This is a genomic window from Pseudomonas sp. DR 5-09, assembly GCF_001655595.1.
GTDB lineage: Bacteria > Pseudomonadota > Gammaproteobacteria > Pseudomonadales > Pseudomonadaceae > Aquipseudomonas > Aquipseudomonas pharyngis.
Genome location: NZ_CP011566.1, coordinates 1,136,414 through 1,150,634 on the forward strand (window position 1 = coordinate 1,136,414; position 14,221 = coordinate 1,150,634).

Annotated in this window: 12 protein-coding genes; 7 read left to right on the plus strand and 5 right to left on the minus strand. The window is 61.0% G+C overall.

The genetic code is table 11. The features are described from left to right. Window positions 1-106 precede the first annotated feature (106 nt). Window positions 107-388, plus strand: a complete 282-nt coding sequence (locus PDR5_RS05015) for an HU family DNA-binding protein (RefSeq protein ID WP_007957357.1) — start codon at window positions 107-109, stop codon at window positions 386-388. Window positions 389-480: 92 nt separating this feature from the next. On the opposite strand, the gene rlmF is transcribed toward PDR5_RS05015, so the two are convergent. The 5 genes from rlmF to PDR5_RS05040 form a co-directional block, all read right to left on the minus strand. Next, complete coding sequence (gene rlmF / locus PDR5_RS05020; protein WP_064593569.1) at window positions 481-1,506, minus strand: 23S rRNA (adenine(1618)-N(6))-methyltransferase RlmF; 1,026 nt, start codon at window positions 1,504-1,506, stop codon at window positions 481-483. Between the two features lie 132 nt (window positions 1,507-1,638). After that, window positions 1,639-4,485: a valine--tRNA ligase gene (locus PDR5_RS05025; protein ID WP_064593572.1), complete on the minus strand. Its 2,847-nt coding sequence runs from the start codon at window positions 4,483-4,485 to the stop codon at window positions 1,639-1,641. 199 nt (window positions 4,486-4,684) lie between these two features. Next, the gene (locus PDR5_RS05030) at window positions 4,685-5,077 is read right to left on the minus strand and encodes a hypothetical protein (RefSeq protein ID WP_064593575.1); all 393 of its coding nucleotides are present in this window, start codon (window positions 5,075-5,077) and stop codon (window positions 4,685-4,687) included. 8 nt (window positions 5,078-5,085) lie between these two features. Beyond that, complete coding sequence (locus tag PDR5_RS05035; RefSeq protein WP_064593578.1) at window positions 5,086-5,514, minus strand: DNA polymerase III subunit chi; 429 nt, start codon at window positions 5,512-5,514, stop codon at window positions 5,086-5,088. A gap of 60 nt (window positions 5,515-5,574) precedes the next feature. Next, window positions 5,575-7,065: a leucyl aminopeptidase gene (locus PDR5_RS05040; protein WP_064593581.1), complete on the minus strand. Its 1,491-nt coding sequence runs from the start codon at window positions 7,063-7,065 to the stop codon at window positions 5,575-5,577. A 307-nt stretch (window positions 7,066-7,372) separates the two neighbouring features. Between PDR5_RS05040 and lptF the strand changes: the two genes are divergently transcribed. The 6 genes from lptF (at window position 7,373) to era (ending at window position 14,148) form a co-directional block, all read left to right on the plus strand. Next, window positions 7,373-8,494: an LPS export ABC transporter permease LptF gene (lptF, locus tag PDR5_RS05045; RefSeq protein ID WP_064593584.1), complete on the plus strand. Its 1,122-nt coding sequence runs from the start codon at window positions 7,373-7,375 to the stop codon at window positions 8,492-8,494. Continuing rightward, window positions 8,487-9,548, plus strand: a complete 1,062-nt coding sequence (gene lptG / locus PDR5_RS05050) for an LPS export ABC transporter permease LptG (RefSeq protein WP_039769506.1) — start codon at window positions 8,487-8,489, stop codon at window positions 9,546-9,548. The genes lptF and lptG overlap by 8 nt, the downstream gene beginning before the upstream one ends. Window positions 9,549-9,720: 172 nt before the next feature. After that, window positions 9,721-11,517, plus strand: coding sequence for a translation elongation factor 4 (gene lepA / locus PDR5_RS05055; RefSeq protein WP_039769508.1), 1,797 nt, complete (start codon window positions 9,721-9,723; stop codon window positions 11,515-11,517). Between the two features lie 9 nt (window positions 11,518-11,526). Then, entirely contained in the window at window positions 11,527-12,381 is an 855-nt protein-coding gene (gene lepB / locus PDR5_RS05060) for a signal peptidase I (RefSeq protein ID WP_064382430.1), read from the plus strand. A 182-nt stretch (window positions 12,382-12,563) separates the two neighbouring features. After that, complete coding sequence (gene rnc, locus PDR5_RS05065; protein ID WP_011332589.1) at window positions 12,564-13,253, plus strand: ribonuclease III; 690 nt, start codon at window positions 12,564-12,566, stop codon at window positions 13,251-13,253. Next, on the plus strand, window positions 13,246-14,148 hold the full coding sequence (gene era / locus PDR5_RS05070; protein ID WP_039769512.1) for a GTPase Era: 903 nt from the start codon (window positions 13,246-13,248) through the stop codon (window positions 14,146-14,148). Before rnc ends, era begins: the two co-directional genes overlap by 8 nt. The last annotated feature ends 73 nt before the right edge of the window (window positions 14,149-14,221 follow it).

The window sequence follows — 14,221 nt, forward strand, 5'->3', positions numbered from 1 at the left end:
CGACTCGTCGTGGTTATCGCCGAGGGTGCCAGATCCAGAAGATCGGGCTCGATGGCTGACACTGCACTCTGCAATCCATATGAATTTGATAGGGAAGGAACACTACATGGCTCTTACTAAAGACCAACTGATCGCCGACATCGCTGAAGCTATCGACGCGCCGAAAACCACCGCGCGTGCCGCTCTGGACCAACTGGGCCAAATCGTTGCCGATCAGCTGGAAAACGGTGCCGAAATCACTTTGCCAGGTATCGGCAAGCTGAAAGTGACCGAGCGTCCTGCCCGCACTGGCCGTAACCCATCGACTGGCGCTGCCATCGAAATCCCTGCCAAGAAAGTGATCAAGCTGGTTGTGGCCAAAGGCCTGACCGACGCTGTGAACAAGTAAGACGCAGCGATAAAAAAACCGTGCACCGGAGCGATCCGGGCACGGTTTTTTTATGTCTGCGATTCAGTGACTGCTGAATCGCGCGGACGAATTCAGCTCTTGCGCACCCAGCGTTCGCGCCGCCAGATCTGCTGCTCGGACTTGGTCTGGAAGGTCCAGGCGACGAAGCGACTCTGTTTCTGCCCTTGGGACATTTCCACCACCTGGCTTTCCAGCGCACCGGCCTTCTTCAGCGCGGTTTCGATGGCAGGCAGGTTCGAAGCTTTCGAGACCAGGGTGCTGAACCACAACACCTTGTGCGCAAAGTTCGCGCTTTCGGCGATCAGTTGCGTCACGAAACGCGCTTCGCCGCCTTCACACCACAGTTCGGCCGACTGCCCGCCAAAGTTCAGTACCGGCAGTTTGCGTTTCGGGTCGGCCTTGCCCAAAGCTCGCCACTTACGCTCGCTGCCCTTGGTGGCTTCTTCCATCGAGGCGTGGAACGGCGGGTTGCACATGGTCAGGTCAAAGCGCTCGCCTGGCTCCAGCAGGCCGATCAGGATGTGCTTGCGGTTCTCCTGCTGGCGCAGCTGGATGACCTTGTTCAGGTCGTTGGACTGGACGATAGCCTTGGCGGCGGCCACGGCGGTCGGATCGATCTCCGAGCCGAGGAAGTGCCAGCGATATTCGCTGTTACCGATCAGCGGATACACGCAGTTGGCGCCCATGCCGATATCCAGCACATTGACGATGGCGCCGCGCGGAACCACGCCGTCGTTGTTGCTGGCCAGCAGGTCAGCCAGGAAGTGGATGTAGTCGGCACGGCCCGGCACCGGTGGGCACAGATAATCGGCCGGGATGTCCCAATGCTGGATGCCGTAGAACGACTTGAGCAGCGCCCGGTTGAACACACGCACTGCATCGGGACTGGCGAAGTCGATGCTTTCCTTGCCGTACGGGTTGGTGATCACGAACTTTGCCAGTTCCGGCGTGGTCTTGATCAACGCCGGGAAGTCGTAACGACCCTGATGGCGATTGCGCGGATGCAGGCTGGCCTCTTTACGCGGTTCCACGGGCTTGGCCGGGGTAGCGGAGTCAGGCTTCTTGCGCGCAGGTTTCGGTGTACGTGGGGCGTTCATGGGCGTGGTCGATTCGGGTAGGGCTGAAAGTGGCGGCCATTGTCCCACAGGGAGCCATGTTGTTGGCCGGAAAAGTGCCGGGCACAAAAAAGGGAGGCCGGTGCGGGCCTCCCTTTTCAGTGCGATACGCCGTTACAGGCTGGCAATCCGCGCGTGCTGCTCGGCCAGTTTGCCCAAGGCCTGTTCAGCCTCGGCCAGTTTGGCGCGCTCCTTCTCGATGACTTCGGCCGGGGCCTTGTCAACGAAACCGGCATTGGACAGCTTGCCGCCAACCCGCTTGACTTCGCCCTGCAGACGCAGGATTTCCTTGTCCAGGCGCGCCAGCTCGGCGCCCTTGTCGATCAGACCGGCCATCGGCACCAGCACTTCCATCTCGCCGACCAGCGCGGTGGCGGACAACGGTGCTTCTTCGCCAGCGGCGAGAACGGTGATCGATTCCAGACGCGCCAGCTTCTTCAGCAGCGCTTCGTTCTCGGTCAGGCGACGCTGGTCTTCAGCGCTGACGTTTTTCAGGTAGATCGGCAGCGGTTTGCCCGGGCCGATGTTCATTTCGCCACGGATGTTACGCGTGCCGAGCATCAGGCCCTTGAGCCATTCGATGTCGTCTTCGGCCGCCGGATCGATGCGCTCTTCGTTGGCCACCGGCCAAGGTTGCAGCATGATCGTCTTGCCCTGAATGCCGGCCAGCGGCGCGATGCGCTGCCAGATTTCTTCAGTGATGAACGGCATGAACGGATGCGCCAGACGCAGCGCCACTTCCAGTACCCGAACAAGCGTGCGGCGGGTACCGCGCTGACGCTCGACCGGCGCGTTTTCGTCCCACAGCACTGGCTTGGACAGTTCCAGGTACCAGTCGCAGTACTGGTTCCAGATGAACTCGTACAAGGCTTGCGCCGCCAGGTCGAAACGGAACTGATCCAGTTGACGGGTCACTTCGGCTTCGGTGCGTTGCAGTTGCGAGATGATCCAGCGATCCGCCAGCGACAGCTCGTAGGCTTCGCCGTTCTGGCCGCAGTCTTCGCCCTTGTCCAGAACATAACGCGCGGCGTTCCAGATTTTGTTGCAGAAGTTGCGATAGCCTTCGACGCGGCCCATGTCGAACTTGATGTCGCGACCGGTCGAGGCCAGCGAGCAGAAGGTGAAGCGCAGGGCGTCGGTGCCGTAGCTGGCGATGCCGTCGGCGAACTCGTCGCGGGTCTGCTTCTCGATCTTCTTCGCCAGTTTCGGCTGCATCAGACCGGAAGTGCGTTTCTGCACCAGGGTTTCGAGCTCGATACCGTCGATGATGTCCAGCGGGTCCAGGACGTTGCCCTTGGACTTGGACATCTTCTGGCCCTGGCCATCACGCACCAGACCGTGCACGTAAACGGTCTTGAACGGAACCTGCGGCGTGCCGTCCTCGTTCTTGATCAGGTGCATCGTCAGCATGATCATCCGGGCAACCCAGAAGAAAATGATGTCGAAACCGGTGACCAGCACGTCGGTGGAGTGGAATTTCTTCAGGAACTCGGTCTTTTCCGGCCAGCCCAGGGTGGAGAAGGTCCACAGGCCCGAACTGAACCAGGTGTCGAGAACGTCGTTGTCCTGTTGCAGCGCAACGTCCGGGCCGAGGTTGTGCTTGGCACGTACTTCGGCTTCGTCGCGACCGACGTAAACCTTGCCCGACTCGTCGTACCAGGCCGGAATCCGGTGGCCCCACCACAGCTGACGGCTGATGCACCAGTCCTGGATGTCGCGCATCCACGAGAAGTACATGTTTTCGTACTGCTTCGGCACGAACTGGATACGGCCGTCTTCAACGGCAGCAATCGCAGGCTCGGCCAGCGGCTTGGTGGACACGTACCACTGGTCGGTCAGCCACGGCTCGATGACGGTGCCGGAGCGGTCGCCTTTCGGCACTTTCAGGTTGTGGTCGTCGACGCTGACCAGCAGGCCGGCGGCGTCGAACGCAGCCACGATCTGCTTGCGCGCTTCGAAACGCTCGAGACCGGCGTACTCGGCCGGAATCTTGCCGTCGATGCTGTCGTTCAGCGTGCCGTCGAGGTTGAACACCTGCGCTGCCGGCAGCACGTTGGCGTTCTTGTCGAAGATGTTCAGCAGCGGCAGGTTGTGGCGCTTGCCGACTTCGTAGTCGTTGAAATCGTGGGCCGGGGTGATTTTCACGCAGCCGGTGCCGAATTCAGGATCGCAGTAATCGTCGGCGATGATCGGAATGCGGCGGCCGACCAGCGGCAGCTCGACAAATTTGCCGATCAGGGCTTTGTAGCGCTCATCGTTCGGGTTCACCGCGACGGCGGAGTCGCCGAGCATGGTTTCCGGACGGGTGGTCGCGACAATCAGGAAATCGTTGCCTTCAGCGGTTTTCGCGCCGTCGGCCAGCGGGTATTTCAGATTCCACAGGAAACCTTTCTCGTCGTGGTTTTCCACTTCGAGGTCGGAAATCGCCGTGTGCAGTTTGGTGTCCCAGTTGACCAGACGCTTGCCGCGATAGATCAGACCGTCTTCGTGCAGGCGCACGAAGGCTTCCTTAACGGCTTCCGAGAGGCCGTCGTCCATGGTGAAGCGCTCGCGGCTCCAGTCCACGGACGAGCCGAGACGGCGGATCTGACGGCTGATGTTGCCGCCGGACTGATCCTTCCACTCCCAGACTTTCTCGAGGAATTTTTCGCGGCCCAGATCGTGGCGATTCTGGCCCTGGGCTTCGAGTTGACGCTCCACCAGCATCTGCGTGGCGATACCGGCGTGGTCGGTGCCCGGCTGCCACAGGGTGTTGCGACCCTGCATGCGGCGGAAACGGATCAGGGCGTCCATGATCGCGTTGTTGAAACCGTGACCCATGTGCAGGCTGCCGGTGACGTTCGGCGGCGGGATCATGATGGTGTAGGAGTCGCCCGCGCCTTGCGGGGCGAAGTAGTTCTCGGACTCCCAGGTGTTGTACCAGGAAGTTTCAATGGCGTGCGGCTGGTAGGTCTTATCCATGCGCGGCGGGACCCTATTGGCATTTATTCAGGAAAAGCCGGGAAGTATAGCGGGGCAAGGGGCGCAGGGCGAGCGGGGCGGGCCGGGTGGAGGCTTAAATGTGGGAGCTGGCTTGCCAGCGATGCAGGCGCCGCGGTTTTTCAGGAAAAGCGCGGTGATGCTATCGCTGGCAGGGCAGCTCCCACAGGAGATCAGGGAATTATTCGTACTGGCCGAGAAGCCGTTCCATCCGCGCCTCGAGGCGACGTTTGATTTCGGTTTCGATGTGCGGCGCGAAATCGTCGATCACGTCCTGCATGATCAATTGCGCAGCAGCGCGCAGTTCGCTGTCCAGGTGCAGGATAGCGTCGGGACCTTTATCCACAGGTGCAGCGGCAGGTTGCGGGGGTGGCGTCGGCGCGGGTGCAGCTTCGACGGCGTGCGGCGTGTTGTCGACCGAATCGAACAACATCGGAATCTGTTCCTGTTCGCCATCATCGACCGTGTCGGTCAAGAGCGGCGGTTGCAGGTTGTCATCGCCGAGCAACTGGCGGATGGACTCAAGGTCATCCAGCAGATGCGCGGGTTTTTGCAGCGGTTTTGGAGTGTCCATCGGCGTACTCAGAGTCGCTGTAAACGGTGGTCTTGCAGAGGATAGCCCTGTTCGCGGTAGAAACGGAAACTCTCCCGCGCCGCAGTGCGAATCGCCGGATCTTCCACCACAACCTCCGCCACCCGGGCGAATTTGTTGGCGAAAACCGGGACTTTCAGGTCGAGGTTGACCAGCAAGTCTGCGTGCTGGCCGCAGTCATCGCCCAGTCCCAACACGATCAGTCCTTCCGGTTCGCTCTCAGCCGGGCCGTGAGGCACGAAGGTTTCGCCCTTGAACGCCCACAGTCGCGCATCGAGATCATCACGCTGGGCGGCATCGCTGCAATGCAGGTAGATGCGATGGCCCATGCGCCAAGCCTTGTCAGTGAGCTTGCAGGCAAAATCCAGACGCGCCGAAGGATCGGCACTGGGCAGGATATAAAAGTCGACTTTGGTCATTGCGGTTCCTGAGCCTTGAACGGCGCCGCCCGAAGGCAGCGCCGCCCAGGTTCATCGGTTTCAGGCTTTGGCGCGATCCAGCAGGTATTGAGTCAGCAACGGAACCGGACGGCCAGTGGCGCCCTTGTCCTTGCCGCCGCTGGTCCAGGCGGTGCCGGCGATGTCCAGGTGCGCCCAGTTCAGGTTCTTGGTGAAGCGCGACAGGAAGCACGCGGCGGTGATGGTGCCGGCCTTCGGACCGCCGATGTTGGCGATGTCGGCGAACGGGCTGTCCAGTTGCTCCTGGTACTCATCGAACAGCGGCAGTTGCCAGGCGCGGTCATCGGCAGCCTTGCCGGCGCTCAGCAGTTGCTCGATCAGTTCGTCGTTGTTGCCCAGCAGGCCCGACGTGTGAGCGCCCAGCGCAACGACGCAGGCACCGGTCAGGGTGGCGATGTCGATCACCGCTTGCGGCTTGAAGCGCTCGGAGTAGGTCAGGGCGTCACACAGCACCAGACGACCTTCGGCGTCGGTGTTGAGGATTTCCACGGTCTGGCCGCTCATGGTGGTGACGATGTCGCCCGGACGCGAAGCGGTGCCGCTCGGCATGTTCTCGGCGCAAGCCAGGATGCACACCAGGTTGATCGGCAGTTTCAGTTCCAGCACGGCGCGCAGGGTACCGAACACGCTAGCGGCGCCGCCCATGTCGTACTTCATCTCGTCCATGCCGGCGCCCGGCTTCAGGCTGATGCCGCCGGTGTCGAAGGTGATGCCTTTACCGACCAGCGCGTACGGCTTCTCGGATTTCTTGCCGCCGTTGTATTGCATGACGATCAGGCGCGGCGGCTGGGCGCTGCCCTGGCCGACGGCGTAGAACGAACCCATGCCCAGTGATTTGATCTTCTTCTCGTCGAGGACTTCGACTTTCAGATCCTTGAACTCTTTGCCCAGATTCTTGGCTTGCTCGCCGAGGAACGTCGGGTGGCAGATGTTCGGTGGCAGGTTGCCCAGGTTACGGGTGAACGCCATGCCGTTGGCGATTGCGGTGGCGTGGTTCACGGCGCGTTGCACTTCGGCCTGAGCGGCCTTGATGGTCAGCAGGGTGATTTTCTTCAGGGCGCGCGGTTCGGCTCTCTGGCTCTTGAACTGGTCAAAGGTGTATTCGCCATCGACCAGGGTTTCGGCCAGCAGACGGGTCTTGCCGTAGCTGTCGCGGTTCTTGACGATGATTTCATCGAGTGCCAGCACGGCGTCGCTGCCACCCAGGCCTTTAAGCGAGTTGAGGATGCCGGCAACGATCTTGCGGAACGGACGGTCGCCCAGTTCTTCATCCTTGCCCACGCCGACCAGCAGCACGCGTTCGGCTTTCAGGTTCGGCAGGCTGTGCAGCAACAGGCTCTGGCCGACCTTGCCGGCCAGGTCGCCACGCTTGAGCACGGCGCTGATGGCGCCGCCGCTCAATTCGTCGACCTGTTTGGCGGCAACGCCGAGTTTGCGGCCTTCGCCGACGGCAACCACCAGGGTGGCGGTTTTCAACGTTTCTGGGCTAACGCTTTTTACAACCAGTTCCATGTCCGGATCCCTGAATGAATGGTCAACACGCAGGCGTTCGACGTGTCCGCCGTCGCCTGCTTATAGAGAGAAGAGGCGCAGGCCAGTGCCTGCGACAGAGGCGGCAGTTTGAACCTCGCTCACCGCGCCTGACAACCCTCGGTTGTACGATCTTCAACGGATTGCATGCTTGCGTGAGTGTGCGCAGTGACAGGCGCCCTCAATCACAGGATAATGCCGCATCTTTTTTCGACGGCTCTGCCTTGCGGGCCCGTCGATACGTTTGCTTGTTTGGCCGCCTTAGCCTGACAACCCTGGAGTGTCTGGTTTGATCGTCTTCCGTTATCTGTCCCGCGAAGTCCTGTTGACCCTGAGTGCGGTAAGCGCCGTGCTGCTGGTCATCATCATGAGCGGTCGCTTCATCAAATACCTTGCCCAGGCCGCTGCGGGCCAGCTCGATCCGGGATCACTGTTCCTGATCATGGGCTTCCGTCTGCCGGGCTTCCTGCAACTGATCCTGCCACTGGGCCTGTTTCTCGGGATCCTGCTGGCGTACGGCCGGTTGTACCTGGAAAGCGAGATGACCGTGCTCTCGGCCACCGGCATGAGCCAGCAGCGTCTGTTTCGCATGACCCTGTTCCCGGCCACCCTGGTGGCACTGGTGGTGGCTTGGCTGAGCCTGAGCCTGGCCCCGCAAGGCGCCAACCAGTTCCAGCTGCTGCTGAACAAACAGGACGCCCTGACCGAATTCGACACCCTCGAGCCCGGCCGCTTCCAGGCCCTGCGTGACGGCACGCGGGTGACCTACACCGAAACCCTGAGCGACGATCGGGTCAACCTTGGCAGCGTGTTCATCTCGCAGAAGAACCTCGGCGCCAACCAGAAAGATCGCGGGATTTCCGTGCTGGTGGCGGAAAAGGGCCGTCAGGAAGTGCGTCCCGACGGCAACCGCTACCTGATTCTCGACAACGGCTACCGCTACGACGGCAGCCCGGGGCAGGCCAACTATCGCGCCATTCACTACGAAACCTACGGCGTGCTGCTGCCCAAGCCGGATGTCAGCGAGGAAGTCACCGACCGTGACGCCATGCCGACCTCGTCTTTGCTGGGCAGTGACGACATCCGCTCGAAAACCGAACTGCAATGGCGCCTGTCGCTGCCGTTGCTGGTATTCATCGTGACCCTGATGGCGGTGCCGCTGTCGCGGGTCAACCCGCGTCAGGGGCGTTTCCTCAAGCTGCTGCCGGCGATTCTTCTTTATATGGCTTACCTGACCATCCTGATTGCCGCCCGCGGCGCCCTCGAGAAAGGCAAGATTCCACCTGCGCTCGGCTTGTGGTGGGTGCACGCGATCTTCCTGGTCATCGGTCTCGGCCTGCTGTACTGGGAACCTCTGCGCCTGAAGCTGGCCAGCCGTCGCAGCGCAGCGCTGGAGGTGGCCCGTGGTTAAACTCGACCGCTACATCGGCAGCAGCGTGTTCATGGCGATCATCGCAGTGCTGGCGATCATTCTCGGCCTGGCCACCTTGTTCGCCTTCATCGACGAGATGGGCGATGTCAGTGACACCTACACCCTGGTCGATGTCCTGAGCTTTGTGCTCCTGACCGCGCCGCGTCGGCTCTACGACATGCTGCCGATGGCGGCGCTGATCGGCTGCCTGATCGGCCTCGGCAGTCTGGCGAGCAGCAGTGAGCTGACCGTGATGCGCGCCGCCGGTGTGTCCATCGGGCGCATCGTCTGGGCGGTGATGAAGCCAATGCTGGTGCTGATGCTGGCCGGCGTGCTGATCGGCGAGTACGTGGCACCGGCCACCGAAAGCATGGCTCAGGCCAACCGCTCGCTGGCGCAAGGCAGCGGCGACGCGCAAAGCGCCAAGCATGGCATGTGGCACCGTCAGGGCGAGGAGTTCATTCACATCAACTCCGTGCAACCCAACGGTCGTCTGTACGGCGTGACCCGCTATCACTTCGACAAGGAGCGCCATCTGCTGAGCTCGAGCTTCGCCAAGCGCGCCGAGTTCGACACCGATCACTGGCAGCTCACCGACGTGACCACCACCAAATTCCACGAGCGCAGCACCGAAGTGGTCAATACGCCGGTCGAGCGCTGGGATGTCTCCCTGAGCCCGCAACTGCTGAGCACCGTGGTGATGGCGCCGGAGTCGCTGTCGATCACTGGCCTGTGGGGTTACATTCACTATCTGGCCGATCAGGGCCTGAGCAACGGTCGTTACTGGCTGGCATTTTGGGTCAAGGTGTTGCAGCCGCTGGTGACCGCCGCGCTGGTGCTGATGGCGATCTCCTTCATCTTCGGTCCGCTGCGTTCGGTGACTCTCGGTCAGCGGGTGTTCACCGGTGTGTTGGTGGGCTTCACCTTCCGCATCGTTCAGGATCTGCTGGGCCCATCCAGTCTGGTGTTCGGCTTCTCGCCGCTGTTCGCGGTGCTGGTGCCGGCTGGCGTGTGTGCGCTGGCAGGTGTCTGGCTGTTGCGCCGAGCCGGTTGATGAACAAGGTTTCACCCACGCTTTAGCCTTGAAAACGCCTCGGTCGACAGACCGGGGCGTTTTTGCATGCAATCCGGGTGACAGGCGAACGTGACGCTTGCGCCGTGTATCAGGTACAATTCCCGGCTATTTTTCGGCGGGCCAAGCCTGCAGCCTTTTTGAGTGTTGATCCGTGAGTGATTTGAGTCATATCCGCAATTTCTCCATCATCGCCCACATTGACCATGGCAAGTCGACGCTGGCTGACCGTTTCATCCAGATGTGCGGTGGCCTGGCCGAGCGTGAAATGGAAGCCCAGGTACTGGATTCCATGGATCTGGAGCGCGAACGCGGGATCACCATCAAGGCCCACAGCGTTACCCTCTATTACAAGGCCAAAGACGGCGTCACCTACCAGCTGAACTTCATTGACACCCCGGGCCACGTCGACTTCACCTACGAAGTCAGCCGTTCCCTGGCGGCCTGTGAAGGTGCGTTGCTGGTGGTCGATGCGGGGCAGGGCGTTGAAGCCCAGTCCGTGGCCAACTGCTACACCGCCATCGAGCAGGGCCTCGAGGTCATGCCGGTCCTGAACAAGATCGACCTTCCACAGGCCGAGCCCGATCGCGTCAAGGACGAGATCGAGAAGATCATCGGCATCGACGCCACCGACGCCGTCACCTGCAGCGCCAAGACCGGCCTGGGTGTCGACGAAGTGCTCGAGCGTCTGGTCGCCACCATTCCTGCGCCGACCGGCAACATCGAAGATCCGCTGCAAGCGTTGATCATCGACTCCTGGTTCGACAACTACCTGGGCGTTGTCTCCCTGGTGCGCGTGCGTCATGGCCGCGTGAAGAAGGGCGACAAGATCCTCGTCAAGTCCACCGGCAAGGTGCATCTGGTCGACAGCGTGGGTGTGTTCAACCCGAAACACACCGCCACCGCTGACCTGAAGGCCGGCGAAGTGGGCTTCATCATCGCCAGCATCAAGGACATTCACGGTGCACCGGTCGGTGACACCCTGACCCTGAGCTCCACCCCGGACGTTCCGGTGCTGCCAGGTTTCAAACGCATCCAGCCGCAGGTTTACGCCGGTCTGTTCCCGGTCAGTTCCGACGACTTCGAGGACTTTCGCGAAGCGCTGCAGAAACTGACCCTGAACGACTCGTCGCTGCAATACACCCCGGAAAGCTCCGACGCACTGGGCTTCGGCTTCCGTTGCGGCTTCCTCGGCATGCTGCACATGGAAATCATCCAGGAGCGCCTGGAGCGCGAATACGACCTGGACCTGATCACCACGGCGCCGACGGTAATCTTCGAACTGGTGCTGAAAACCGGTGAAACGATTTACGTCGACAACCCGTCGAAGCTGCCGGACGTCTCGTCGATCGAAGACATGCGCGAGCCGATCGTGCGCGCCAACATCCTGGTACCGCAGGAGCATCTGGGTAACGTCATCACTCTGTGCATCGAGAAACGCGGTGTGCAGGTCGACATGCTGTTCCTCGGCAATCAGGTGCAAGTGACCTACGACCTTCCGATGAACGAAGTGGTCCTGGACTTCTTCGATCGTCTGAAATCCACCAGCCGCGGCTATGCTTCGCTGGACTACCATTTCGATCGTTACCAATCGGCTAATCTGGTGAAACTGGACGTGCTGATCAACGGCGACAAGGTCGACGCTCTGGCGTTGATCGTGCACCGTGACAATTCGCACTTCAAAGGTCGCCAGTTGACCGAGAAGATGAAAGAACTGATTCCTCGTCAGATGTTCGACGTGGCCATCCAGGCTGCCATTGGCGGTCAGATCGTCGCCCGGACAACCGTCAAGGCACTCAGAAAGAACGTATTGGCCAAGTGCTACGGCGGCGACGTCAGCCGTAAGAAAAAACTGCTTGAGAAGCAGAAGGCCGGTAAGAAACGCATGAAACAGGTCGGCAACGTGGAAATTCCACAAGAAGCCTTCCTCGCCGTGCTCAGGTTGGAATAGTCAGGTCCTATGTCACTAAATTTCCCGCTGTTGCTGGTCATTGCCGTGTTCGTCTGCGGTCTGTTGGCGTTGCTCGATCTGTTGATCCTGGCACCGCGTCGGCGTGCCGCCATCGCCTCCTATCAGGGCAGCGTCAGCCAGCCTGACGTGGTGGTGGTCGAGAAGCTGAACAAGGAACCGCTGCTGGTCGAGTACGGCAAGTCGTTCTTCCCGGTGCTGTTCATCGTCCTGGTGCTGCGTTCGTTCCTGGTGGAACCGTTCCAGATTCCGTCCGGCTCGATGAAACCGACCCTGGACGTCGGCGACTTCATTCTGGTGAACAAGTTTTCCTACGGGATCCGTTTGCCGGTGATCGACAAGAAGATCATCGAAGTCGGTGACCCGCAGCGCGGCGATGTGATGGTGTTCCGCTACCCGAGCGACCCCAACGTCAACTACATCAAGCGTGTAGTCGGTCTGCCGGGCGATACCGTGCGGTACACCGCCGACAAGCGCCTGTTCGTCAACGGCGAGTCGATTGCCGAGCAACTGGTCGGCTCCGAGCCGGGTACGCTGGGCAGCGCGGAACTCTACAAGGAAAAACTCGGCGCCGCCGAGCACCTGATCCGCAAGGAAATGAGCCGCTACCGCGCCACGCCGGACCATACCTGGACCGTGCCGGCCGGGCACTACTTCATGATGGGCGACAACCGCGACAATTCGAACGACAGTCGCTACTGGGATGATCCGAACATTCCCAAGGATCTGCTGGGCATGGTTCCCGACCAGAACATCGTCGGCAAGGCCTTCGCGGTCTGGATGAGCTGGCCGGAACCGAAACTCAGCCACCTGCCGAACTTCTCGCGGGTCGGCCTGATCAAGTAAACAAACACGGCGCTGTTGACCACAGCGCCGAATGCATTTCTGGCGTCGGCACAACCGGCTCCGGGGCATGAAGCCACGATATTCAGGACGTCATTTTTGAACACAGCGTTAATTGTCCCAGGCCTGCGCCGTATCCCGGCGATGGCAGTGGAATCCAGCCACGAACTCAGCGTGGGTAAACCGTGAGCGTTTCTTTAAGCCGTCTCGAGCGTCAGCTCGGTTACACCTTCAAGGACCAGGAACTGATGGTCCTGGCCCTTACGCACCGCAGCTTTGCCGGACGCAATAACGAGCGTCTGGAATTCCTCGGCGATGCGATCCTCAATTTTGTTGCCGGCGAAGCCTTGTTCGACCGTTTCCCGTTGGCGCGCGAAGGCCAGTTGTCGCGTTTGCGCGCACGGCTGGTAAAAGGTGAGACGCTGGCGGTGCTGGCCCGCGGTTTCGATCTGGGCGATTACCTGCGTCTGGGTTCTGGCGAGTTGAAGAGCGGCGGTTTCCGTCGCGAGTCGATTCTGGCCGACGCCCTTGAAGCACTGATCGGTGCGATCTATCTCGACGCCGGCATGGAAGTCGCCCGCGAACGTGTACTGGCCTGGCTGGCCGGCGAGTTCGAAGGCCTGACGCTGGTCGACACCAACAAGGATCCCAAGACCCGCCTGCAGGAATTCCTGCAATCGCGCGGCTGCGAATTGCCGCGTTATGAAGTGGTGGATATCCAGGGCGAGCCGCACTGCCGTACCTTCTTCGTCGAGTGCGAAGTTGTCCTATTGAATGAAAAAAGCCGGGGTCAGGGTGTGAGCCGTCGCATTGCCGAACAGGTAGCGGCCGCCGCAGCACTGATTGCCCTGGGTGTGGAGAATGGCAATGACTGATACAAACGCAACGCGCTGTGGCTATGTTGCCATCGTCGGCCGTCCCAACGTGGGCAAGTCCACGCTGCTGAACCACATCCTCGGCCAGAAGCTGGCGATCACCTCGCGCAAGCCGCAGACCACTCGCCACAACATGCTCGGGATCAAGACCGAGGGCGATGTGCAGGCGATCTACGTCGACACCCCCGGCATGCACAAGGGTGGCGAAAAAGCCCTGAACCGCTACATGAACAAGACCGCTTCGGCGGCGTTGAAAGACGTCGACGTGGTGATCTTCGTGGTCGACCGCACCAAGTGGACCGAAGAAGACCAGATGGTGCTCGAGCGCGTGCAGTACGTGACCGGCCCGCTGATCGTCGCACTGAACAAGACCGACCGCATCGAAGACAAGGCCGAGCTGATGCCGCACCTTTCGTGGTTGCAGGAACAGCTGCCGAACGCGCAGATCATTCCGATCTCGGCGCAACACGGGCACAACCTCGACGCCCTGGAAAAGGTCATCGCCGACCATCTGCCGGAGAACGATCACTTCTTCCCGGAAGACCAGATCACCGACCGCAGCAGCCGCTTCCTCGCTGCCGAACTGGTCCGCGAGAAAATCATGCGCCAGCTCGGCGCCGAGCTGCCGTACCAGATCACTGTGGAAATCGAAGAGTTCAAGCAGCAGGGGGCGACGCTGCACATCCATGCGCTGATCCTCGTCGAGCGCGACGGCCAGAAGAAAATCATCATTGGCGACAAGGGCGAGCGCATCAAGCGCATCGGCACCGAGGCGCGCAAGGACATGGAGCTGCTGTTCGACTCCAAGATCATGCTCAACCTGTGGGTCAAGGTGAAGGGCGGCTGGTCCGATGACGAGCGTGCGCTGCGTTCGCTGGGTTACGGCGACCTGTAACACCGGTTTTCTGCTGCACCAGAGAACCCCCTGTGGGAGCGGGCTTGCTCGCGAATGCGCCGTATCAGTCGAC